Here is a 22,602-nt window from a genome sequence, read left to right on the forward strand (position 1 = left end):
CTGTTATGCTCACCATTAGAGCAGCGGAAGGGACTTGTCATGTCGTCGGACGAAAATCTGGTGCCGCAGGTGAACGCGCTGGCCGCCACGCTGGACGAGGCGCGCCGCGTGACCGAGCAGCGGTTCGTGGGCCAGCATGCGGTCGTCGAACAGGTTCTGGCCGCGATTCTGGCGGGCGGGCATGCGCTGCTGGTGGGTCAGCCGGGTCTGGGCAAGACGATGCTGGTCGAGACGCTGGCCACCGTGCTGGGGCTGGACACGCAGCGCATCCAGTTCACGCCCGACCTGATGCCTGCCGATATTCTGGGCTCTGAGGTGCTGGACGCGCTGCCCGATGGCAGCCGGGCGTTCCGCTTTATTGAAGGGCCGGTCTTTACCCAGCTGCTGATGGCAGACGAGATCAACCGCGCCAGCCCCCGCACCCAGTCGGCCCTGCTGCAGGCCATGCAGGAGCGTGAGGTGACGATCAGCGGCCAGCACCGCCCGCTTGGCCGTCCGTTCCATGTGCTGGCGACCCAGAACCCGATTGAACAAGAGGGCACCTATCCGCTGCCCGAGGCGCAGCTGGACCGCTTTCTGCTGCAGATCGACGTGGGCTATCCCGACCGCGCGACCGAACGCGACATCCTGCTGGCCACGACCGGGCTGCATGAGGGCGCGGCCCATGCGGCGTTCACGCCCGAGGCGCTGATCGCGGCGCAGCGCCTGATCCGGCAGATGCCGGTGGGCGAGGCGGTGGTCGAGGCGATCCTTGATCTGGTGCGCGCCGCGCGCCCCGGTGCGCCGGAGGCCGCGCCCTTTGTCGCGGATGCGCTGGTCTGGGGGCCGGGGCCGCGCGCGGCGCAGGCGCTGATGCTGGTGACGCGGGCGCGCGCCGTGCTGAACGGGCGTTTCGCGCCCACCATGGACGATGTAGCCGCGATGGCCGCGCCGGTGTTGCGTCACCGCATGGCGCTGTCATTCGCGGCGCGCGCGCGGGGCGAGACGGTCGATGCCGTGATCGCGCGGCTGGTGGCCGATCGCATGGGCCAGTTGCGCGCGGCATGAGCCTGCCCCGCCCCGAGACCCCTGACGATCTGCGCGCCCGTGCCGAGGCGGCGGGCGGCCATCTGCCCGCCCTGATCCTGTCGGCCGAGCGTCTGGCGGCGCAGGTGGCGCCCGGCGCCCATGGTCTGCGCCGCGCCGGGCCGGGCGAGGATTTCTGGCAATACCGCCCCGCCTCGGCCAGTGACGGGATGCGGTCAATCGACTGGCGCCGCTCGGGTCGGTCGGACCAGCAATTTGTGCGCGACCGCGAGGCGCAGACGGCGCAGACCGCGGCGATCTGGGTCTCGGGCGGGCAGGGGATGGGCTTTGCCGGGGCACCCGACCGGCCGCAGAAATCCGACCGCGCACGGCTGCTGGCGCTGGCTTTGGCGATGCTGCTGCTGCGCGGTGGTGAAAAGGTGGGGCTGCTGGGTCAGCCCGCCCGCGCGGGCCGCACGCAGGCCGAGCGTCTGGCCGAGGCGCTGCATGGCGCGCCGCTGGAGCCGGGCGAGGATGCCGCCCCTGTGGCGGCGCTGCGTCCGCAGTCGCGGGTGGTGCTGATCGGCGATTTCCTGACCGACCCGGACTGGCTGGCGGCGTTTCTGGCCCATGCCGCCGGGATGGGTGTCTCGGGCGTGGTGCTGCAACTGCTGGACCCGGATGAGGAGAATTTTCCCTATCAGGGCGCGGTGCTGTTCCGCTCGCCCTCGGGGACGCTCAGCCATGACAGCCGCGATGCGGGGGGGCTGCGCGCGGCCTATCTGGCCCGGCTGGCCGAGCGGCGCGACTGGCTGCGGGCGCGCTGTGACGGCGCGGGCTGGCAGTTCGGCCATGCCTCGACCGGCGCGGCGCCGGGGGTGGCGCTGGCCTGGCTCTGGCGGGTTCTGGGGGGCTGATGCTGCTGCTTGGTCCTGTCGGGTTTGCGGCGCCCTGGGTGCTGGCGGCGCTGATCGCGCTGCCGGTGCTGTGGGTGATCCTGCGCGCCATGCCGCCCGCGCCCCGGCGCATCACATTCCCCGGCGTGGCCCTGCTGGCCGGTCTGGCCGACCGCAGCCCGGTGGCGCGGCGGACGCCGTGGTGGCTGCTGCTGCTGCGGCTGGCGGCGGTGGCGGCGCTGATCCTGGCCTTTGCCGGGCCGGTCTGGCGACCGGTGGTGCAGGCGCCCGCGACCGGGCCGCTGCTGGTCATCATGGATGCGGGCTGGGCCGCCGCGCCCGACTGGCCCGCGCGCCAGACCCGCGCCGAGCGCGCGTTGCTGGACGCCGCCCGCGCCGGGCGCCCCGCCGCGCTGTTGCTGGCGGATGGCCGCGACGGTCAGGATGCGCTGCGCTTTCAGCCGGGCGATGCGCTGGTGGCGCGGCTGCGGGGCGCGCAGCCCGCCGGATGGCCCTCGGCCCTGCCAGAGGGTCCCGAGGCGGTGCTGCCGGAGGGGCCCTTGTCAACGCTGTGGATCAGCGACGGGCTGGACCATCCGACCCGCGCACCGTGGCTGGCGGCGCTGGCCGCGCGCGGCGAGGTGACCGTTGTGCCGCCCGCGCAGCCGCTGCGGGCGCTGTCGCTGGACCCCGGCGCCGAGGCGCCGCAGCTGACCCTGCACGCCACCGACCCGTCTGCGCCCGCCATGCCGCCTGCCGTGCTGGCCATTGGCCCCGATCCGCAGGGGATCGAGCGGGATCTGGCGCGCCTGACCGCCGCAGAGCCCGGCCTCGATGGCAGCCGCGCCGTGGCGCTGGACCTGCCGCCCGAACAGCGCAACCGCGTCACCCGCTTCCAGATCGAGGGCGAGGCCCATGCCGGGGCCGTGGTGCTGGCCGATGACCGGGTGCGGCGGCGCAAGGTCGCGCTGGTGGGCGCGGCGGCGGGGCAGGCCGAGGGGCAGCAACTGCTGTCGCCCGCCCATTACGTCCGGCAGGCGCTGGCGCCCTCGGCCGATCTGATCGAGGGCACATTGGGCGATGTGCTGGACGCCGCCCCCGATGTGGTGATCCTGATTGATCAGGTGCAGCTGGCCGAGATCGGCGAGCTGGCCGAATGGGTCGATGCGGGCGGTCTGCTGATCCGCTTTGCCGGGCCGCGCATGGCCGCCTTTGACCGGCTGATGGACGAGCCGCTGCTGCCCGTGGCCTTGCGGCAGGGCGGGCGCGACATTGGCGGCGCGCTCAGCTGGGGCGATCCGCGCGGGCTGGCGCCCTTTGCCCGCGACGGTGTCTTTGGCGGGCTGAAGGCGCCGGGCGATGTCGAAGTGCGCGCGCAGCTGATGGCGCAGCCCTCGCCCGATCTGGGCGCGCGGACCATCGCGGCGCTGTCGGACATGACGCCGCTGGTCACGCGCGACCGGCTGGGGCAGGGGCAGATGGTGCTGATCCATGTCTCGGCCAATCCGGAATGGTCGAACCTGCCGCTGTCGGGCCTGTTCGTCGAGATGCTGACCCGGCTGGTGGCCACCGCCCGCACCGCCCCCGCAACCGAGGATGCCGACCCGCGCGAGGCCCCCTTCTGGACCCCGCAGGTGGTGCTGGACGGGTTCGGGCGCGCCACCAGCCCCGAGGGGCTGGCCCCGGTCGCAGCCGGTGACATGGCGCACGGCCCCGGCCCGGACCGGCCTGCGGGTCTGTATGTGGCGGGGGAACGCGTGCAGGCGCTGAATGCGGGCGGGCCGCTGGTTCAGGCGGAATGGCCGGGCGCGCAGGTCGAGGATGCGGGCGCCACGCCGGGCCGCGATCTGCGCGGGCTGCTGCTGGCGGCGGCGGCGATCCTGCTGGCGCTGGATGCGCTGGGTTCGGTCTGGCTGGCGCGGGGCGGGCGGCTGGCTGCGGCGGTATTGGCCGGGCTGCTGATGCTGGGGGGCGCACCGCAGGCACAGGCGCAGGATCTGGACGACGACCTGATCCGCGCGGCGGGCGAGGTGGCGCTGGCCTATGTCATCACCGGCGAGACCCGGATCGACCGGGCATCTGAGCAGGGGCTGTGGGGGCTGTCGCTGTCGCTGCGCGCCCGCACCTCGGTCGAGCCGGGGCGCCCGATCGGCATCGATCTGGACCGCGATGACCTGTCGCTGCTGACCTTTCTCTATTGGCCGATCACCGACAGCCAGCCCGCGCCCTCGCCCCGCGCCTATCTGCGGCTGAATGCGTTCCTGCGCTCGGGCGGGATGATCCTGTTTGACACGCGCGACGGCGATCTGACGGGGGTGGGCGGGCCGGACATGTCCGGGCCGCTGCGCCGTCTGGCCGCACCGCTGGACATTCCGCCGCTGGCGCCGGTGCCCGAGGATCACGTGCTGACCCGCACCTTTTACCTGCTGGGCGATTTTCCGGGCCGCTGGCAGGGCAATCCGGTCTGGATCGAGGCCCCGCCCGCAGGCGCGGGGACCGAGGCGGGCATGCCCTTCCGCCAGTTGAATGACGGCGTGACCCCGGTGGTGATCGGCGGCAATTCATGGGCCGAGGCCTGGGCGGTCGATGACAGCGGTGCGCCGGTCTATCCGATCGGCCGGGGATGGGAGGGCGAGCGCCAGCGCGAGATGGCGCATCGCTTTGGCATCAACCTGATCATGTATGTGCTGACCGGGAACTATAAATCCGATCAGGTCCATGTGCCCGCGCTGCTGGACCGGCTGCGCACAGAAGAGATGATGCCCCGATGACCGCGCTGCGTTTCGATCCGGCCCTGCCCTGGTGGGCGATTGCGGCGCTGGCGGCGCTGGCGGCTGCGGTGGCGGCGTTCGCGCTGTGGCGCGGGTTGCGCGGCTGGGCGTGGCGCGGGCTGGCGGGGCTGGCCGCCGCGCTGGCGCTGGCAGGCCCGGCGCTGGAGACGGGCGCGCGGATGGGCCTGTCCGACATCGTGGTGCTGATCGACGACCGCTCGGCCAGCCAGTCGCTGCCGGGGCGGGCCGATCAGACCGACGCGGCGGTCACCGCGCTGACGCAGGCCATCACCGCCCTGCCGGGGACCGAGCTGCGCCGGGTGACGGTGGGCGACGACCCCGACGGCACGCTGCTGGCCACCGAACTGGCCCGCGCGGTGGCCGCCGAACCCGAGGACCGGCTGGCGGGCGTGATCGCCGTCACCGATGGGCAGATCCACGACCCGACCATGCTGCCCGCGGCTCTGCCCGCGCCGCTGCATGTGCTGCTGACCGGCCGCGAGGATGACTGGGACCGCCGCCTTGTGATCGAAGAGGCCCCGGCCTTTGGACTGATCGGCGAGGAACTGACCATCCGCCTGCGGATCGAGGATCAGGGCGCGGTGCCCGCTGACGGCCCCGCACCCGGCCCCGGCGCGACCGCCAGCCTGCGCATCTCGGTTGATGGCGAGGAACCGCTGGTGGTCTCGGTGCCGGTGGGCGTGTCGATGAGCCTGCCGGTGGTGCTGGGCCATGCGGGCCAGAACGTCGTGCAGATCCAGATGAACGCGCCCGAGGGCCGCCCCCCCGAACTGACCGACCGCAACAACGCCGCCGCCATCAGCATCAACGGCGTGCGCGACCGGCTGCGGGTGCTGCTGGTCTCGGGCGAGCCGCATGCGGGCGAGCGGACATGGCGCAACCTGCTGAAATCGGACGCGGCGGTCGATCTGATCCACTTCACCATCCTGCGCCCGCCCGACAAGTTCGACGGCGTGCCGGTCAGTGAATTGTCGCTGATCGCCTTTCCCACGCGCGAGCTGTTTCTTGAGCGGATCGAGGATTTCGACCTGATCATCTTTGACCGCTATCATGTGCGGGGCATCCTGCCGCCGGAATATTACCTGAACATCGCGGCCTATGTCGAAAACGGCGGCGCGGTGCTGGTGGCGGCGGGGCCGGAAATGGCGGGGGTGGAAAGCCTCAACCGCTCGCCCCTCGGGCCGATGCTGCCCGCGCGTCCCACGGGCCGGGTGATCGAGCAACCCTTTCTGCCGCGTCTGACCGAAGAGGGGCGGCGCCATCCGGTCACCTCGGGGTTGGACGGCGAGGCGGATGACGAAGATGATCCCGGTTGGGGCCGCTGGCTGCGTCTGTCCGAGGCGGTGCCCGAACCGGGCGCGCAGGTGGTGATGACCGGCGCAAATGAGGCGCCGCTGCTGATCCTGAACCGGGTGGGCGAGGGGCGCGTGGCGCTGTTGACCTCGGATCAGGTCTGGCTGTGGGGGCGCGGCTTCGAGGGTGGCGGGCCGCAGCTGGAACTGCTGCGCCGCATCGCGCATTGGTCGATGAAAGAGCCTGAACTGGAAGAGGAAACCCTGCTGGCCGAGATCGTCGGTGGCACCGATCTGCGCCTGACCCGGCGCACGATGGAACCGGAGGCCGCGCCCCTGACCGTGACCGGCCCTGACGGCACCACCGCCGAGATTGCGCTGACCGAAGAGGCGCCGGGCCGCTTTACCGCGCGTTGGAGCGCGCCGGGACCGGGCCTCTACCGGCTGGATGACGGCACGGTCAGCCGCGTCGTGGCGCTGGGGCCGCGCGCGCCGCGCGAATTCGAGCAGACCGTGGCCGATGCGGGCGCCATGCAGCCCCTGGTGGCCGCGTCGGGCGGCGGCGTGCAGCGCCTGTCAGATGGCATCCCCGCGCTGCGGCAGGTCCGCGCCGGGCGCGTGGCGCAGGGGCAGTCGGTCACCGGGTCGTGGATCGGCATCACGCCCCGCGACGCCGCCAGCGTCACCGGGCTGGAGCGCCGCCCGCTGCTGCCCGGCTGGGCGTGGCTGGCGCTGATCTTCGGGCTGATCCTGACCGGCTGGCTGGCCGAGGGGCGGCGCGGTTCCGGGCGGACAGGCGCCTGAGCGGGGCGCGACGCTTGCCAAGCCCCGGCCCGATTGGTAACCCCTTGGACAAAAGCCCCGAAGGAACGCATATGGCCGACGCTGCGCGCACCCCCGCCCCCTATACCGAGGCCGATCTTTCGCTGATCAAGCGGATCATCCCCCATCGCTATCCGTTCCTGTTCATCGACAAGGTGCGCGACATCGTTCCGTTCAAAAGCGCCGTCGGCATCAAGATGGTCACCTGCAACGAGCCGCATTTTCAGGGCCATTTCCCCGACAAGCCGATCATGCCCGGCGTCACCATCGTCGAGGCGATGGCGCAGACTTCGGCCGTGGTGGTGGGCATCAGCCTCGATGTGGTGGACAAGCCGCTGCTGACCTATTTCATGGGCATCGACGCCTGCAAGTTCCGCCGCATGGTGGTGCCGGGCGATATGCTGGAACTGCATGTCACCGTCAAACGCGCGGGTGGCAAGATCTGGAAATTCCGCGGCGAGGCCACCGTCGATGGCCAGATGGCCGCCGAGGCCGAGTTCACCGCCATGATGGACCTGAAGACCGATGGCTGAGACCCGCATCCACCCCATGGCCGTCATCGCGCCGGGGGCGGAGCTTGGCGTGGGCGTCGAGATCGGCCCGTTCTGCGTCGTGGGCCCCAAGGTGCGGCTGGGCGACGGGGTGGTGCTGAAATCGCATGTGGTGATGGCGGGTGACACCTCGGTCGGGGCCGGTACGGTGATCTTTCCCTTCGCCTCGATCGGCGAGGTGCCGCAGGATCTGAAATTTCAGGGCGAAGAGACGCGGCTGGAGATCGGCGCCCGCAACCGCATCCGCGAACATGTGACGATGAATCCCGGCACCGAGGGCGGCGGCGGGCTGACGCGGGTGGGCGATGACGGGCTGTTCATGGCGGGCTGCCACGTCGCGCATGACTGCCTGATCGGCGACCGGGTCATTCTGGTGAACCACGCCTCGGTCGCGGGCCATTGCGTGCTGGGCGACGAGGTGATCGTGGGCGGGCTGTCGGGCGTGCATCAATGGGTGCGCATCGGGCGCGGCGCCATGATCGGCGCGGTGACCATGGTGACGGCGGATGTGATCCCCTACGGGCTGGTGCAGGGGCCGCGCGGCCATCTGGACGGGCTGAACCTTGTCGGGCTGAAACGCCGGGGCGCGTCGAGATCCGAGATCGTCGAGCTGCGCGCGCTGCTGGGCGATCTGGGGCAGGGCGCCTTCCGCGACACGGCCCGCGCCCGCGCGGACACGACCGGACCGGGCCTTGCGCGCGATGTGCTGGACTTTATCCTCGGGCCGTCGGACCGCAGCTTTCTGACGCCGCGCCCGGCTGAGCCCAGATGAGCCGCCCCGACATGAGCCGCACCGCGCTGAACCGCACCGCGATCATCGCGGGCGAGGGGCGGCTGGCACCGCTGGTCGCCGCCGCGCTGGACGCGCCGCTGGTCCATGCGCTGGAAGGTTTCGTGCCGCCGATCCCCGCCACGCCGTTCCGGCTGGAGCGGCTGATCCCCTTTCTCGACCACCTGATCGAGGCGGGCGTCAGCCGCGTGGTGTTTGCCGGTGCGGTGCGCCGTCCCCGGCTGGACCCGGAAGCCTTTGATCCGCGCACGGCGCAGCTGGTGCCGCGCATCCTGCAGGCGATGCAGTCGGGCGATGACGCGGCGCTGCGCACGGTCCTCGACATCTTCGAGGAACATGGGTTAACCATCAGTTCTGTCGCAGAAATATGCCCTGATCTGGTGCCGCAGGCAGGCATCCTGTCGGGCGCCCCCTCGGAGGCCGACCAAAGCGATGCCACCCGCGCCGCGCAGATCCTGTCGGCCACCGGTGTGCTGGATCTGGGGCAGGGCGCGGTGGTGGCGCAGGGGCTGTGCCTGGCGCTGGAAACCCTGCCCGGCACGGCGGCGATGCTGGATTTCGCGGCTCGCCACGCCGGTCTGCGCCCGAACCCGGCTGGTGCGCGCGGCGTGTTTTACAAGGCGCCCAAGCCCGGACAGGACCGCCGGATCGACCTGCCGACGCTTGGCCCCGACAGTATCACGCAGGCCGCAGCCGCAGGCCTTGCCGGGATCGCCTTCGAGGCGGGCGGCGTCATCCTGCTTGACCGCGATGAGGCTGTGCGCCGCGCGGATGCAGCCGGGCTGTTTCTGTGGGCAATGCCCCCGTACGCGGGCTGATGGGGCTGGCGCCGTCTTCTTTGTCCCAATACCCATCTTCTGACGCTACAATGGGCGCAACAATGGCGGGGCCGGCATGAAGTTCTTTCTGATCGCGGGCGAGGCTTCGGGCGACCAGCTTGGCGCGGCGCTGATGGCCGGGCTGAGACAGCTTGATCCCGAGGCGCAGTTCATCGGCGTCGGTGGCCCGGCGATGCAGGCGCAGGGGCTGGAGAGCCTGTTTCCCATGGACGAGCTGAGTGTCATGGGGCTGATGGAGGTGCTGCCCAAATACCGCCACCTGAAACGCCGCATCGCCCAGACCGCCGAGGCGGTGACGCGCGCCGCGCCCGATGCGCTGATCGGCATCGACAGCCCCGATTTCTGCCTGCGCGTGGCCCGCGCGGCCCGGCCCGCCAATCCGGGCCTGCCGATGATCCATTATGTCGCGCCCTCGGTCTGGGCGTGGCGGCCGGGGCGGGCCGTCAGGATGGCGAAGGTCATCGACCATGTGCTGGCGATCCTGCCGTTCGAGCCGCCCTATATGCGGGCCGCAGGCATGACCTGCGATTTCGTGGGCCACCCGGTCGCCACCGAAGAGGTCGCAGGCCCCGATCAGGCGGCGCTGTTCCGGCAGGCCCATGGCATTGCCGCCGAGGCGCCGGTGGTGCTGTGCCTGCCCGGCTCGCGCCGGGGCGAGGTCGCGCGCCTTGCCGCCCGCTTTGACGAGGCGCTGATGCGGCTGCGCGACCGGGTGCCGGAAATCCGCGTGGTGCTGCCAACGGTGCCGGGCGTGGCGGGCATGGTGCGCGAGATGACGCGCCGCTGGCCCACCGCCCCCATCGTCATCGAAGAGGCCGACGAAAAGCGCGCGGCCTTTGCCGCCGCCGATCTGGCGCTGGCGGCCTCGGGGACGGTGTCGCTGGATCTGGCGGCGAACCGGGTGCCGATGGTGATCGGCTATGACATGGCGCCGCTGAGCCGCCTGATCATCGGCATGCTGCTGCGCACCGACACGGTCACGCTGGTCAATCTGGTCAGCGACACCCGCACGGTGCCGGAATTTCTGGGCCGGGCCTGCCAGCCCGACCCGCTGGCCCGCGCGCTGCAACAGGTTCTGGAAGAGCCCGCCACCCGTATGGCCCAGCTGGACGCGATGGACCTGACGATGGAGCGTCTGGGCCGGGGGGGTGAGGCGCCGGGCCTGCGCGCGGCGCGCTCGGTCATGCAGGCGATCGCAGCGCGGTCCTAGAGAACCGCCGTCACGATGATCTCGACCTTGTAATCGGGCGTGGCCAAAGCCGATTCGCCGGTCGCGCGGGCAGGGGTGTGGCCCGCAGGCACCCAGGCATCCCAGACGGCGTTCATTTCAGCGAAATCGGCCATGTCGGCCACCCAGATCTGGGCCGAGACGATGCGCGTCTTGTCGCAACCGGCCTCGGCCAGCAGCGCGTCGATCTGGCGCAGGATCGCGGTGGTCTGCTCGGTGACCGAGGTCCCCGGCTCGCCGACCTGACCGGCCAGAAAGACGAAGCCGTTGGCGATGACCGCCTGGCTCATGCGGGGGCCGGTCTGGATGCGTGTGATGTCGCTCATGCTGAGGTTCCTTGAAAAGGGGGGTGATCGCCATGGTGATGCCCTGCCTGCGCCGGGCACGCAAGGGGGCGGGGTGGGGGCTGTCCTGCGCGCGAGAGACTTGCCGGTGTTCCGGCTTGGTTCTATGCTGGGCGGATGGACCCCGCCATCTGCCCGCCATCCGTTCTGCCGCCCGCACCGGGTCAGCGCCTCGCCCGTGGCGTGGGGCGGCTGCTGCGCAGTCTGGATCATGCGGTGCTGACCGAATTCACGCCCGCGCGCGGGCTGCGTGTCGATGTCATGAGCCTTGGCCCCAAAGGCGAGATCTGGGTGATCGAGTGCAAGAGCAGCCGCGCCGATTTCACCGCCGACCGCAAATGGCAGGGCTATCTGGACTGGTGCGACCGCTATTTCTGGGCGGTGGATGCGGATTTCCCCGCCGGTCTGCTGCCCGAAGGCTCGGGGCTGATCCTGGCCGATCCCTGGGGCGCCGAGATTGCCCGGATGGCGCCCGAGACCCGGCTGGCGGGTGCGCGGCGCAACCGGCTGATGCGCGATTTCGCCCGCGCCGCAGCCGGGCGGCTGCAATGTATCGCCGACCCCGAGGCGTTCAGCGGCGCTTAGGCTTGCCGCCCATGGCGCGCGCGGCTTCGGCGGCGGCCATCAGTTCCTCGGCGATCTCGGCCGCCTCTTCGGGGTCGAAATCCATCGGCAGATCGACGGTGTCGCCCTGAATGTAGATCCGCACCATCCCCTGATCGGTCGGCCCGATCTGCAGATTGGCGGTGATGTCGCTTTCGCTGTTGATGCCCACGGCACAGTCCTTCCTTGCTTGGCTGCTTTCTCTAGCGCGGACGCATTTTCACGGCAAGCGGGGCTTGCATCCTTGTGCGGTCGGGGCTAAACAACCGCCCTGTGCCGCCTTAGCTCAGTTGGTTAGAGCGCTAGATTGTGGATCTAGAGGTCACCCGTTCGAGACGGGTAGGCGGTACCATCCTTTCCCTGTTTTACGACGCCGCGTCATTTTCCTGATGTGATGCAATTTCTGCATCCGCAGGGAACAAACCCGTGCAGGGCCGTGTTGTTGATCCGAAGGTGAACAGACACCACGGAAAGGACATATACCATGGCACAGAACATCTCCGCCGACGACGTCAAGAACGACGCAAAAGCCGCCACCAACGAGGCGCGTCGCGATCTGGAAAGCGGCGCCCGCAATGTCGCCGATGAGGTCCGCAAGACTGCGCGCGATCTGGCCGACAATTCCGGCGCCGAGCGTCTGGTCGAGCGCGGCTCGGAACTGGCCCATGACGTGGCCGAGACCGGCCGCGAATATGCCGACAAGGCACGGCTTGAGGCCGAGCGTCTGTATGAAGCTGGTCAGCGCAAGGCGCATGAGGCCGCCGAATACGCCGAAGAGCGCTATGACGAAGTGTCCGAAATGGTCCGTCGCAACCCGGCTCAGGCCTTGGGCATCGCGGCAGGTATCGGCTTTCTGGTCGGTCTGCTGATCTCGCGTCGCTGAGGGCGCGCGGATGTTCGACTTCGCCCAGAAGATGCAGCGCGCGGTCGCCGACCGCGCGCGTGGGGTGGGGCTAAAGGCGGCGGCAGGGCTTGTTGTCCTCGTCGCGCTTGGCTTCCTGCTGGCGGCACTGTGGTCGTTTCTGGCGCATGAGCTGGACTTTGGTTCCACGCTGGCCTCGCTGGTCATCGGGGTCCTGCTTGTTGCGATAGCGGCCGTTCTGTTCGTCGTGTCAAAGCCCAGGCAGCCGATGCCGACCACCGATGAGCTGAAGCGCGAGGTCGAGGCCCGGATCAGTCTGGCGACCGACGTGGCCGTCGACCGGGCGCGGACCGAGGCGGCACGTGTCGTCGACATGGCGGGCAACAAGGCCAGCTCGCTGATGGACGAGGCGGGCTATCGCGCCGCCAAGCTGGCCGGTGATGCCGAGCGTCGTGTGTTCGGCACGGTCCGCGACACCGCACGCGCAGTTGGCCTGACGGCGGAAACCAGCCGCGATGTCAAACGCGAGTTCCGCAATGCCAGGGTCGGCGCGTCGCGCGCGGCCAACACCAATGCGGGCAGCATGGCCAAGCTGATCGGGGCATTTGCGGTCGGTGTGACGCTGGCTTCGGCCCTGAGTGAGCGTCGCAACCGCCCCGGATCCGAATTCGACGAGGACGACCTGCTGTAGGTTTCCGCACCAATGATAGGAACAGGGGAGGGAAAACCCTCCCCTGTTCGTCTGCCGTCAGGCGATGCGGCGGAAAGGTTGCGGATAGCGCGCGCGCAGCTGCTCTGCCAGGTAGACCAGATCCTCGCGGCTGAACGGTGCGGCCAGAGACAGCCAGCCCTCTGCATGCACCGCCGACAGAGGGTCAATCCCCATGCGCACCGCCATGGCCCACCCGTTCCGGCGCACAAGCCCGGCGACGCCACTGGCGGTCAGCTCGGCCAGACTGGCCTTGGTGATGACAACGGGAAACTGGTCCACGCCTGCCAGCCCGGTCTCGATCCCTGGCAGGTCGTTCAGATCGCCAAGGCAACGGAACACGCTGTCCGGACACGCCTCTGACAGCCCTTCGCGCAGGTCGCGGGCAATGAAACAGTCGCGTTCAATGAGGATGAAGCAGAAGGACACATCGTGCATGATGTGTATTTGTTCCACTGAATGCGATGTATGGCAACGCAACATTTGTCAGTGGAAATAGCTGTCGGCGGCGGCGCGCTTGCCGGGCTGCATTGCGCCCGGCTGCGCCCGGTTTCGACCTCTCAGGCGTTCGCTTCGCGGATCTTGTCCGCCGCGGCCTTGTCATAGGTCACGCTTTTCTGTTCCAGCAGCTGGTCCAGCTCGCCCGACAGCGTCATCTCGGTGATGATGTCGCAGCCGCCGACGAACTCTCCCTTGACGTAAAGCTGGGGGATGGTCGGCCAGTCCGAGAAATCCTTGATGCCCTGACGGATATCGGCATCAGCCAGGACGTTCACGTCCTGATAGGTGATGCCCATATAGTTCAGCACCCCGGCGACGCGGCTGGAAAAGCCACATTGCGGCATCTCTCTGGTGCCTTTCATGAACAGGACGACATCGTTGCTGTCGATCATGTCCCGGATGCGGGTGGTCACTTCGCTCATCGCGGCGGTCCTTCTGGTCTGTCCTGCCGCCCGTCGGGCGGGCTGCGGGTCGGGTGGGGGCTGCGGGTCTAGTCCGGCGCCTTGGTGGTCAGGGCAAGTGCGTGCAGCGCGCCCGAGGGGCCATCCATCCGGCCCTGCAGGGCGGCATAGACCGCGCGCTGCTGCTGGACCCGGTTCATGCCGCGAAAACTTTCGTCGATCACTTCGGCTGCATAGTGGTTTCCGTCGCCGGCCAGGTCGGTGATCGTGATCCGTGCCTGGGGGAACGTGGCGCGGATCAGGGCTTCGATCTCATGCGCTTCCATCGCCATTGTGCTGTCCTTGCTGTCTTTGCCTGTCAGACTTAGGCCAAGCGCGTGGTCCCCGCAAGGGTGCGGGGACCCTCCGCGCGATCAGTTTGCGGTGGCGGCGCCGACGGTGCCGCCGACAATGGCACCGGCAGGCCCGGCGACGACCGCGCCGCCAAGGCCGCCGGTCGCGGCGCGTTCAGTTGCGTTGTCGCCGCAGGCCGCGAGGATCAGCAGGGCGGTGCCACACAGGGCTGCTTTCAGAGGGCGCATATCAGGTTCCTTGTTCTGAGGCATCCGCAACCGGGATGCAGGTGACAGAAACCAGACGCCCTATGCGTCCCGTCAGTTCCGCCGGGGGGTCAAATGTTGGCCCCGCAAGCGCCTAGCGCCGCGCCTCCAGCGCGGTCTTGACCGCCAGTGCGACCAGCGCGATCACCGTCAGGGTCGAGGCGGCGGCAAAGGCGCCCACCGCGTTCAGGTCGTTGAACAGCAGTTCCACATGCAGCGGCAGGGTGTTGGTCTGGCCGCGGATATTGCCCGACACGACCGACACGCCGCCGAACTCTCCCACCGCGCGCGCCGTGCACAGGACCGCACCATAAAGCAGCGCCCACCGGATATTGGGCAGGGTCACGCGCCGGAACACCTGCCAGCCCGAGGCGCCAAGCGTCACCGCCGCCTGCTCCTGCTCGGTGCCCTGCGCCTGCATCAGCGGCAGCACCTCGCGCGCGACAAAGGGGGCGGTCACGAACATGGTCACCAGCACGATGCCGGGCAGCGCGAACATCACCTGCAGGTCATTGGCCTGCAGGAACGGCCCCAGCAGCCCCTGCCGCCCATAGAGCAGCAGATAGCAGATCCCCGCGATAATGGGCGAGATTGAAAAGGGGATCTCGATCATGGTCACCAGAATGCCGCGCCCCGGAAAGCGGTGCTTGGCCACGGCCCATGCGGCGGCGATGCCAAAGCCCACATTGACCGGCACCACGATCAGCGCCACGAGGCTGGTCAGCCAGATCGCATGCAGCGTCATCGGGTTCAGGATGTTCTCGGCATAGACCTGCCAGCCCTGCGAGAAGGCGCGGGCAAAGATATAGACCAGCGGCGCGGCCACGAACAGCAGCGTCAGCCCCACAGCCAGCCCGACCAGCAGGCGGGCGCCGGATGTGACGGGGCGGGTGGCGGCGCTCATCTTGTGGCCTCGCGGTGGCGGGCGGCCCAGTTCTGCAGCAGGTTCGAGGCGACCAGCAGCACCAGCGCAAACCCCAGCAGCACCAGCGCAATGGCGGCGGCACCGTTATAGTCGAACTCTTCCAACCGGATATAGGCCAGCAGGGCCGCGATTTCGGTGCGGAAGGGCAGGTTTCCCGCGATAAAGACGATGGCGCCGAACTCGCCCAGAGACCGGGCGAAGGCGGTGGTGCAGCCCGCCAGCCATGCGGGCAGGATGGCGGGAAAGACCACGCGGGTGAAGATCTGCCACGGGCGCGCGCCAAGCGTTTCGGCGGCGGCCTCCAACGACTGGTCCAGATCCTCCAGCACCGGCTGGACGGTGCGCACCACGAAGGGCACCGAGGTGAAGGCCATGGCCAGCGCAATCCCCCAGATCGTATAGACGACCTGCACGCCCGCCATGTCCAGCACGCCGCCGAACCAGCCATTGGCCGAAAACAGCGCCGTCAGCGACAGGCCCGCCACGGCGGTGGGCAGCGCGAAGGGCACATCCATCAGCGCGTCCAGCAGGCGCTTGCCGGGAAATTCATAGCGGGTCAGCACCCAGGCCATCAGCAGGCCATAGACGGCGTTGAAGACGGTGGCCATGGCCGCCGCCGTCAGGGTGATGCGGAACGCCGCCACCGCCCGGTCGCTGCTGATGATGGCCCAGAAGCGGGCGGGGCCGATCTCGGCCCCTTTCATGATCAGGGCCGCGATGGGGATCAGCACGATCAGCACCAGATAGAGCAGCGTCGTGCCAAGGCTGAGCGTAAAGCCCGGCAGGACGCGTTTGGCGCGGATGGGGGCGGCGGCTGCGATCATTGGTTGACGAAGACCTGATCGAGGATCGCGCCATCGGCCAGATGGTTTTCACGCACCGCGTCCCAGCCGCCGAACACGTCATCGACGGTCACCAGCTCGACCTCGGGCATCTGATCCGCGTATTCGGCGGCGATCCTTTCATCGGTCAGGCGATAGTTGTGTTGGGCCAGAATGTGCTGCGCATCGGGATGGTAGAGCCATTCCAGATAGGCGGTGGCCAGTTCGGTCGAGCCGTTGCGCTCGGCATTTTCAGCCACGACCGCCACCGGGAAGGCGGCAAAGAGGCTCATGGAGGGGGTGACGCGCTCGAACCCCTCGGCCGCATATTCCGCAGCGATCTGGGCGGTCTCGGCCTCGAAGGTCACCAGCACGTCACCGATGCCACGCTCTGCAAAGGTCTGGGTCGCGGCGCGCCCGCCGGTGTCAAAGACCGGCACGCTGGCAAAGATCGCGCGCACGAACTCCTGCGCGGCGGCCTCGTCGCCATCGTTCTGCGCCAGCGCATAGGCGTAGGCCGCCAGATAGGTATAGCGCGCGTTGCCGCTGGTTTTCGGGTTGGGAAAGACGGGCGCCACATCGTCGCGGGCCAGATCGTCCCAGTCCTCGATCCCCTTGGGGTTGCCCTCGCGCACAAGGAAGGCGGGCAGCGAGTAATAGGGCGAGGCATCGTTGGGCAGCGCGTCGCGCCACCCGGCGGGCAGCAGGCCACTGTCGGCCAGCACGTCGATGTCGGTTTCCTGATTGAAGGTCACGACATCGGCGTTCAGACCTTCAAGGATCGCGCGGGCCTGACGCGAGGAACCGCCATGGCTCTGGTCGATGGTGACGCCGCGTCCCGTCGTTTCCTGCCAATGCTCGGCGAATGCGGGGTTCAGCGCCTCGAACAGCTCGCGCGCAATGTCATAGCTGACATTCAGCAACTGGTCCTGCGCGGCGGCGGGGGCAGTCAGCGACAGGGCGAATGCGGTGGCGAGAAGGGGCGTTTTCAGGGTGCTCATCGGGCGATCTCTTTCTTTGCGGGCGTTTCGGGGGCAGCGGCGGCAGATATGCGGCGTGCTGCGGGAAAGATGGTTGCGGGAAAGATGGCGGCTGCCTCGATCCGCAGGGCGGTGGGCGCGCCTTTGGTCAGCGGCGCGCAGGCGCGGCGGGGCATCACGGCCTCGGCCTCGGGCAGGTCGGGATGGGCCAGCGCCACGCGCAGCTCGGCCCCGGTCGAGACGACCGAGGCCACGCGCCACGGGCTGGCGGCATCGGGGATGGCGCGGATGTCGGCGGGGCGGGCGAACAGGGTCGCAGGCCCGTCTGGCAGGGCGCGGCGGGGCAGGGCGGTCAGGTCCAGACCCGGCGCGGTCGCGCGACCCTGCGCCAGCGTGACCGGCAGTTCGACCGTGGCGCCCATGAAGCGGGCGACAAAGGGCGTGGCGGGGTGGTCGTGGATCTCATCGGCATGGCCGATCTGGGCGATGCGCCCCTCGCCCATGACCACGACGCGGTCGGCCAGCTCGAACGCCTCTTCCTGATCGTGGGTGACAAAGATCGTGGTCGAGCCGGTCGCCTCGTGCACGCCGCGCAGCCAGCGGCGCAGGTCGCGGCGGATGGCGGCGTCCAGCGCGCCGAAGGGCTCGTCCAGCAGCAGCAGGCGCGGCTCGATCGCCAGCGCCCGGCCAAGCGCCACGCGCTGGCGCTGTCCGCCCGACAGTTGCGCCGGATAGCGGTCGGCCAGCGCGGCGATCTGCAGAAAGTCCAGCAGCTCGTCCACCTTGGCGGCAATCACGGCCTTTCCGGGGCGATGGGCGCGGGGGCGCACGGTCAGGCCAAAGGCCACATTGTCGCGCACGCTCATATGCGGAAACAGGGCGTAATGCTGGAACACAAAGCCCACCCTGCGGTCGCGCGCGGCCAGCTGCATCCAGTCGGCGCCCTCGACCGCCAGCGCGCCCGCATCGGGCCATTCCAGCCCGGCGATGATTTTCAGCAGCGTCGTCTTGCCCGAGCCTGACGGCCCCAGCAGCGCGACCAGCTCACCCGGCGCCACGTCAAGGTCGATGCCGCGCAGCACCTCGGTTCCCTGAAACCGCTTGGTCATCCCTGAGATCGTGATCGACATGCTGCATCTCCGCCTGTTCGGAACCGAGCTAGAGGCGCTGTGCCCTCCGGACAAGATCGCGGCCCGCCGCAGGCCCGGAACGGCCCGGATCGGCGTTCGCGACAAGCGGGGCGGGTCGTGACGGCATCGCCGCAGCAAGGCCCACTGGCAGAAGGAAATTCCGGCCACTGTGCCGGGGCGGAAGGAACGTCCTTATTTTCGGTGAAACCGCCGCGAAAGGGCGGCACCTGTTCCGATCGGCGCGGGCGGGCCGGTGGCCGTCAGAAGCGGCGCGGCGCCACGCCCGCCGCCTGCAGATATGCGCGCAACCGGGCGGCCAGATGCACGGCATCGGGGCTGTCGCCATGGACGCAGACGGTGTCGATGCGGCAGGGGATGCGCCCGCCCGAGGCGGTGATGATGGCGCCCGCGCGCAGCATCGCCTCGATCCGGGGGCCGATCTGACCGGGATCGTGCAGCACCGCGCCGGGCTGGTCGCGCGGCAGCAGCGTGGCATCCGCCTGATAGGCGCGGTCGGCAAAGATCTCGCCCGCCCATTGCGCGCCCAGTTCCTCGGCCACGGCCTGCATCGGTGTGGCGGCCAGCACCACGAGGATGATCTGCGGATCGACCCGCAGCGCGGCGTCAAAGCAGGCCCGCGCAACCGCCGCATCCTCGGAGGCCATGTTCGACAGCGCCCCATGCAGCTTGAGATGCCGCAGTTCGCAGCCTGCGGCGCGCGCGATGCCCTGCGCGGCGCCCAGCTGATACGCCACCAGATTGCCCAGCTCCTCGGCCGACAGCGACTGGCGGCGGCGCCCGAAGCCCTGCAGATCGGCGAAACCCGGATGCGCGCCGATGCCCACGCCCCGCGCGGCGGCCTGCCGCATGGTCGCGGCCATCACCTGCGGATCGCCCGCATGCGCGCCGCAGGCGATATTGGCCGAGGTCACGATCTCCAGCAGCGCCGCATCATCGCCCATGCGCCACGGGCCAAAGCCCTCGCCCATATCCGCGTTCAGATCGACCTGCATCCCGGCCCCCCGTCAGTCCTCGTCGGCGCAGTCCTCGTCGCCGCGCACCACGCCCGAGATCAGGTTGTAGGCCAGAAGATCGGCCATGGTCGAGGGGTCGCGGATCAGCGCCGCCACCCGCGCCCGCGCGGCGGTCAGTTGTGCGGCCTCGGGGCGGCAGGTGGCGCGGGCCTGCGCGCGGGTCAGGTGCGCGAACCGCAGGGGCGTGCCGGGCGCGGCCTGCGCCAGTCGGGGCAGATCGTCGGGCAGGACCGTGCCGATCCGGGGATAGCCGCCGATGGTCTGGCATTCGGCCATCAGCACATAGGGCACCCCGTCGCCCGCCAGCTGCACATCCCCCGGCCCGATCACATCCGAGGCCAGCCCGCCCTGCGGCAGCCGCGCCTGAAACCGGCGCGCTGCGGTCAGTTCGATCCCCTGCCGGTTGCTGCGCGCGCCGGGCCGGAACGTGGCGCCCAGAAAGGCTGCATGATCCTCGGGCGCGAACAGCGCGGTCTGCGGCCCGTCGATCAGGCGCAGTGTGCCGCCGGTGAAGCGGGGCTGGGGGGTGATATGGCGGGCGGGCTGGCCGGGGTCGGGATCGGGGCCACAGGCCAGCACGGCGCCGGGGGACAGGGTGCCGCCCAGACCGATGGCCAGATGTGCGGCGCGGCTGCCCAGCCATTCGGGCGTGCGCAGACCGCCCGCGGGGGTCAGATAGCCATAGACCCCCGCCTCGGCAGGCCCGATCCGCAGGCGCTGGCCCGGTTCGATCAGATGGGTCGCGTGCCAGACCAGCGGCCTGCCGTCCAGATCAGCGCGCATCGGCGCCCCGGTCAGGGCCACCCGCATGGGCTGGCGGGCCGTGAAGGTGCCGCCTGCGCCCGCCATCTCGATCGCGGCGGCCGGGGCGGGCTGCGACAGCAGCGCCGCCGCCTCGGTCAGGGCCAGCCGGTCCATGGCGCCGCCCCGCGACAGGCCCTGCGCCAGATGGCCGGGGCGGCCCATGTCCTGCACGCTCAGCACGCCGCTGACCGCCAGCAGCTCCAGCGCGGTCATTCCAGATGCCTGAGCCGGGCGCCGCCCAGACCATCGGCGGCGGCCTCCAGCGCGGCCAGCTCACCGGCAGAGACAGCAGCAAAGCGGATCGCGTCGCCGGGTTCCAGCGGCATGGGCGGGCGGCGGTCGGGCTGAAAGCTGCGGAAGGCGCAGCGCCCGACCTGTTGCCAGCCGGTGGCCGAGGCATTGCCGAACATCACCACCTGCCGCAGCGCCACGACCAGCGCGCCTGCGGGCACCTGCGGCGTCAGATCGGGCAGGCGCGGCAGGTCCCAGCCCGGTGGCAGCAGGCCCAGATAGGGCTGACCCGGCGCAAAGCCGATGGCCAGCACGCGCAGGTCTGCCTTGCAGATCTGCTGTGCTGCGGCCTGCGGGGTCACGCCCATCGCCGCCGCGATCGCCGTCAGATGCGGGCCGTCCGCTTCGCCGAAGGCGGCCGGGATGGTCCAGCGTCGCCGGGCCCTGGGCGGGGTCAGCGGACCGGCGGCGATCCTGCGGGCCTGATCCAGCAGGGTGGCGGCCAGCGTCCCGCCATCCTCGCGCGGATCATGCCGGATCAGGACCGAGACCAGCGCGGGCGCGATCTCGACGGTGCCGGGCGGCGGGGCTTGGCTGAGTTGCGCGGCCATGGCCTGTGTCGCGGCCATCGCCTGCGGCGTGGGGGACAGGGCGAAACGCACCAGCAGCCCGTCCAGTCCGAGGGGCAGCACCTCGGGGATCAGTGGCGGCGCGGGGGCAGGGCGGTCGGTCATGGCCACAGCATCGCCAGCCCGACGCCATGTGCAAGCCCTCTGTGCGGATCCTGCCTGCGCAAGCCGCACGGGGCAAGACGGCAGGGGCAAGACGGCAGGGGCAAGACGGCACGGAACCTTGGCGGGCCGGGGCGGTTCAATCACAGGAACGTGGCCCACCTGAATGAGGAGATCGGCGATGCCCAGGCATTTGAGCAGTCAGTTGAAGGGAAGTGTGGCGGTTCTGGCGCTGCTGTCAGCGCCGGTCTGGGCGCAGGAGGCGGCAGACGGGGCGCCTGCCGGAATGACCGCCGCGATGTGCGCCCCGGTCGTGACCGTGACGCAGACGCCCCCCGAAGTGCGCATCACCATGGGCGAGGACCCGCAGGCCGACCCGCAGGTGACCGTGATCCAGTCGCCGCCCACGGTCGAGGTCGCGCAATGCCCGCCGGTCTTTACCGGGATCGAGGGCGATGTCGCGATCACCGAGGCCGAGCCCGAGATTGTCGTGAACGCGGCGGAAAGCGCCGAGCTGGTCGTGACGCGGCAATCCGCTGAGGTCGCGGACGAGGCTGCGGACGAGGCGCCCGAAGCAGAGGCCACGGATGCCGGGATGACCGGGGAGGACGCCCCTGAGGCGGACACCGACGCGGCTGCGGACGAGGCGATGCCCGAGGCTGCGGACGAGGCTGCCGCTCAGACGCCCGCAGAGATGCCCGCAGAGACGACCACAGACACGCCCGCCGCGACCGGCGCTGAAGCTGCGGATGCTGAAACCACGGATGCGGAGACCGCAGTGGCTGGTGCCACGCCTGCGGCAACAGATGATGGTCAGCCGCCTGCGAGCAACCTGAATACCGAAGACGAGGACCAACCTGCCGCCGACACAGACGCTGCCGGTGACGGCGCGGTCGAGGCTGACCCGGCCGAAGGTGATGCGACAGCGACCGTGGCACCCACGGCTGAGGCGACGGCGCCCGAAGCGCCCGAGGCGGATGCCCCAGACGCATCCGACAGCGCGGCGCCAGAGGCCGCGCCTGCCGACGCTGACGCCCCCGACGCCGATGCCCCCGATGCTGACGCCCCCGATGCTGACGCCGCGCCTGCCGAGGCTGATGCGGCAACGCAGGACCCCACCCCTGCCCAGGCCGGGGACGCGCCGGGGCAGGCAGTCCTGCGCGAGGGCAACAGCGTCATCTCTGCCGAAGAGGCGATGACCGCCGACCTTGAAGGCGTGGCCGTGATCACCAGCGACGATGAATCTGCGGGTGACATCACCTCGGTGGACGCGCAGGCGGGGCTGGTCATCCTGAGCGTTGGCGGGCTTTTGGGGATGGGCCAGCGCGATGTGGCCGTGCCTCTGGATCAGGTCTCGTTCCAGCACAATCCCGAGGGCGAGTTGCGGGCCTATCTGCCCCTCCCCTTGGAAGAGGTCGAGGATCTGCCGGACCATCAGGCTGCCGAATAAAGCCAGCCTGCCGGTCCCGCGCGGCCCTGCCGGTCGCGTGGCTGGCAGGGCGTCCGGGGGGCGCTCTGCCCGGCATGTGCGGCCTGTGACGTTTTTTCGATACGTGCTCTTGACGGGGGGCGGCGGTCTGCGTAAACCGCCCCTCACCCCGGCGGGCGATCGTCCGGGGGATGAGTTGGGCGGTTGTAGCTCAGTTGGTTAGAGTACCGGCCTGTCACGCCGGGGGTCGCGGGTTCGAGCCCCGTCAACCGCGCCACAACTC

Annotated in this window: 25 protein-coding genes and 2 tRNA genes; 14 read left to right on the plus strand and 13 right to left on the minus strand. The window is 70.0% G+C overall.

Annotated elements, in window-relative coordinates; genetic code table 11:
• The first annotated feature begins 39 nt into the window (after positions 1 to 39).
• The 8 genes from ACK41U_RS12795 to lpxB all read left to right on the plus strand — a co-directional run bounded on the left by ACK41U_RS12795 (position 40) and on the right by lpxB (position 10,197).
• The gene (locus ACK41U_RS12795; RefSeq protein WP_409680762.1) at positions 40 to 1,047 is read left to right on the plus strand and encodes an AAA family ATPase; all 1,008 of its coding nucleotides are present in this window, start codon (positions 40 to 42) and stop codon (positions 1,045 to 1,047) included.
• Positions 1,044 to 1,922, plus strand: coding sequence for a DUF58 domain-containing protein (locus ACK41U_RS12800; protein ID WP_409680765.1), 879 nt, complete (start codon positions 1,044 to 1,046; stop codon positions 1,920 to 1,922). The genes ACK41U_RS12795 and ACK41U_RS12800 overlap by 4 nt, the downstream gene beginning before the upstream one ends.
• Positions 1,922 to 4,672: a DUF4159 domain-containing protein gene (locus ACK41U_RS12805; protein WP_409680768.1), complete on the plus strand. Its 2,751-nt coding sequence runs from the start codon at positions 1,922 to 1,924 to the stop codon at positions 4,670 to 4,672. The genes ACK41U_RS12800 and ACK41U_RS12805 overlap by 1 nt, the downstream gene beginning before the upstream one ends.
• Positions 4,669 to 6,789 (plus strand): hypothetical protein, encoded by a 2,121-nt coding sequence (locus ACK41U_RS12810; protein ID WP_409680771.1) that lies wholly within the window; start codon positions 4,669 to 4,671, stop codon positions 6,787 to 6,789. The genes ACK41U_RS12805 and ACK41U_RS12810 overlap by 4 nt, the downstream gene beginning before the upstream one ends.
• Positions 6,790 to 6,860: 71 nt before the next feature.
• Positions 6,861 to 7,340, plus strand: coding sequence for a 3-hydroxyacyl-ACP dehydratase FabZ (fabZ, locus tag ACK41U_RS12815; protein WP_409680774.1), 480 nt, complete (start codon positions 6,861 to 6,863; stop codon positions 7,338 to 7,340).
• Complete coding sequence (gene lpxA, locus ACK41U_RS12820; RefSeq protein ID WP_409680777.1) at positions 7,333 to 8,130, plus strand: acyl-ACP--UDP-N-acetylglucosamine O-acyltransferase; 798 nt, start codon at positions 7,333 to 7,335, stop codon at positions 8,128 to 8,130. Before fabZ ends, lpxA begins: the two co-directional genes overlap by 8 nt.
• A gap of 11 nt (positions 8,131 to 8,141) precedes the next feature.
• Complete coding sequence (locus ACK41U_RS12825) at positions 8,142 to 8,966, plus strand: LpxI family protein (RefSeq protein WP_409680833.1); 825 nt, start codon at positions 8,142 to 8,144, stop codon at positions 8,964 to 8,966.
• 76 nt (positions 8,967 to 9,042) lie between these two features.
• Complete coding sequence (gene lpxB / locus ACK41U_RS12830) at positions 9,043 to 10,197, plus strand: lipid-A-disaccharide synthase (protein WP_409680780.1); 1,155 nt, start codon at positions 9,043 to 9,045, stop codon at positions 10,195 to 10,197.
• On the opposite strand, the gene ACK41U_RS12835 is transcribed toward lpxB, so the two are convergent.
• Entirely contained in the window at positions 10,194 to 10,541 is a 348-nt protein-coding gene (locus ACK41U_RS12835; RefSeq protein WP_409680783.1) for a RidA family protein, read from the minus strand. The two genes, lpxB and ACK41U_RS12835, sit on opposite strands and share 4 nt — an antisense overlap.
• A gap of 135 nt (positions 10,542 to 10,676) precedes the next feature.
• On the opposite strand from ACK41U_RS12835, the gene ACK41U_RS12840 reads away from it, so the two are divergent.
• Entirely contained in the window at positions 10,677 to 11,144 is a 468-nt protein-coding gene (locus tag ACK41U_RS12840; RefSeq protein WP_409680786.1) for an MmcB family DNA repair protein, read from the plus strand.
• Here the strand turns inward: ACK41U_RS12840 and ACK41U_RS12845 are convergent.
• Complete coding sequence (locus ACK41U_RS12845; protein WP_409680789.1) at positions 11,131 to 11,334, minus strand: DUF6324 family protein; 204 nt, start codon at positions 11,332 to 11,334, stop codon at positions 11,131 to 11,133. The genes ACK41U_RS12840 and ACK41U_RS12845 overlap by 14 nt on opposite strands.
• Positions 11,335 to 11,437: 103 nt before the next feature.
• Here ACK41U_RS12845 and ACK41U_RS12850 point away from each other — a divergent pair.
• The 3 genes from ACK41U_RS12850 (at position 11,438) to ACK41U_RS12860 (ending at position 12,715) form a co-directional block, all read left to right on the plus strand.
• A tRNA-His gene (locus ACK41U_RS12850) sits at positions 11,438 to 11,514 on the plus strand.
• 132 nt (positions 11,515 to 11,646) lie between these two features.
• Positions 11,647 to 12,045, plus strand: a complete 399-nt coding sequence (locus tag ACK41U_RS12855; protein ID WP_409680792.1) for a YqjD family protein — start codon at positions 11,647 to 11,649, stop codon at positions 12,043 to 12,045.
• 10 nt (positions 12,046 to 12,055) lie between these two features.
• Positions 12,056 to 12,715 carry a phage holin family protein gene (locus ACK41U_RS12860; protein ID WP_409680795.1) on the plus strand — a complete coding sequence of 220 codons (660 nt, stop codon included), beginning with the start codon at positions 12,056 to 12,058 and terminating at the stop codon, positions 12,713 to 12,715.
• Between the two features lie 57 nt (positions 12,716 to 12,772).
• On the opposite strand, the gene ACK41U_RS12865 is transcribed toward ACK41U_RS12860, so the two are convergent.
• From ACK41U_RS12865 to ACK41U_RS12915, 11 genes are all read right to left on the minus strand, one after another.
• Positions 12,773 to 13,171, minus strand: a complete 399-nt coding sequence (locus ACK41U_RS12865; RefSeq protein WP_409680798.1) for a hypothetical protein — start codon at positions 13,169 to 13,171, stop codon at positions 12,773 to 12,775.
• Between the two features lie 122 nt (positions 13,172 to 13,293).
• Positions 13,294 to 13,656, minus strand: a complete 363-nt coding sequence (gene grxD / locus ACK41U_RS12870) for a Grx4 family monothiol glutaredoxin (protein ID WP_409680801.1) — start codon at positions 13,654 to 13,656, stop codon at positions 13,294 to 13,296.
• A gap of 68 nt (positions 13,657 to 13,724) precedes the next feature.
• The gene (locus ACK41U_RS12875; RefSeq protein ID WP_409680804.1) at positions 13,725 to 13,967 is read right to left on the minus strand and encodes a BolA/IbaG family iron-sulfur metabolism protein; all 243 of its coding nucleotides are present in this window, start codon (positions 13,965 to 13,967) and stop codon (positions 13,725 to 13,727) included.
• 81 nt (positions 13,968 to 14,048) lie between these two features.
• The gene (locus ACK41U_RS12880) at positions 14,049 to 14,216 is read right to left on the minus strand and encodes a hypothetical protein (RefSeq protein WP_409680807.1); all 168 of its coding nucleotides are present in this window, start codon (positions 14,214 to 14,216) and stop codon (positions 14,049 to 14,051) included.
• A 112-nt stretch (positions 14,217 to 14,328) separates the two neighbouring features.
• A complete protein-coding gene (gene cysW / locus ACK41U_RS12885; protein ID WP_409680810.1) occupies positions 14,329 to 15,138 on the minus strand; it encodes a sulfate ABC transporter permease subunit CysW in 810 nt (269 codons plus the stop codon).
• A complete protein-coding gene (cysT, locus tag ACK41U_RS12890; protein WP_409680813.1) occupies positions 15,135 to 15,983 on the minus strand; it encodes a sulfate ABC transporter permease subunit CysT in 849 nt (282 codons plus the stop codon). Before cysT ends, cysW begins: the two co-directional genes overlap by 4 nt.
• Positions 15,980 to 16,972: a sulfate ABC transporter substrate-binding protein gene (locus ACK41U_RS12895; RefSeq protein WP_409680836.1), complete on the minus strand. Its 993-nt coding sequence runs from the start codon at positions 16,970 to 16,972 to the stop codon at positions 15,980 to 15,982. The genes cysT and ACK41U_RS12895 overlap by 4 nt, the downstream gene beginning before the upstream one ends.
• A 5-nt stretch (positions 16,973 to 16,977) precedes the next feature.
• Complete coding sequence (locus tag ACK41U_RS12900; RefSeq protein ID WP_409680816.1) at positions 16,978 to 18,090, minus strand: sulfate/molybdate ABC transporter ATP-binding protein; 1,113 nt, start codon at positions 18,088 to 18,090, stop codon at positions 16,978 to 16,980.
• A gap of 260 nt (positions 18,091 to 18,350) precedes the next feature.
• A complete protein-coding gene (locus tag ACK41U_RS12905) occupies positions 18,351 to 19,103 on the minus strand; it encodes a LamB/YcsF family protein (protein WP_409680819.1) in 753 nt (250 codons plus the stop codon).
• Between the two features lie 12 nt (positions 19,104 to 19,115).
• Positions 19,116 to 20,141, minus strand: coding sequence for a biotin-dependent carboxyltransferase family protein (locus tag ACK41U_RS12910; protein ID WP_409680822.1), 1,026 nt, complete (start codon positions 20,139 to 20,141; stop codon positions 19,116 to 19,118).
• Positions 20,138 to 20,893 carry a 5-oxoprolinase subunit B family protein gene (locus ACK41U_RS12915; protein WP_409680825.1) on the minus strand — a complete coding sequence of 252 codons (756 nt, stop codon included), beginning with the start codon at positions 20,891 to 20,893 and terminating at the stop codon, positions 20,138 to 20,140. Before ACK41U_RS12915 ends, ACK41U_RS12910 begins: the two co-directional genes overlap by 4 nt.
• Before the next feature lie 178 nt (positions 20,894 to 21,071).
• Between ACK41U_RS12915 and ACK41U_RS12920 the strand changes: the two genes are divergently transcribed.
• Together ACK41U_RS12920 and ACK41U_RS12925 are read left to right on the plus strand one after the other, a co-directional pair.
• Complete coding sequence (locus ACK41U_RS12920) at positions 21,072 to 22,340, plus strand: hypothetical protein (protein ID WP_409680828.1); 1,269 nt, start codon at positions 21,072 to 21,074, stop codon at positions 22,338 to 22,340.
• 179 nt (positions 22,341 to 22,519) lie between these two features.
• Positions 22,520 to 22,596 (plus strand) — tRNA-Asp (locus ACK41U_RS12925).
• Positions 22,597 to 22,602: the final 6 nt, after the last annotated feature.

This window comes from Paracoccus sp. (in: a-proteobacteria) (genome assembly GCF_046289755.1).
Classification (GTDB): Bacteria; Pseudomonadota; Alphaproteobacteria; order Rhodobacterales; family Rhodobacteraceae; genus Paracoccus.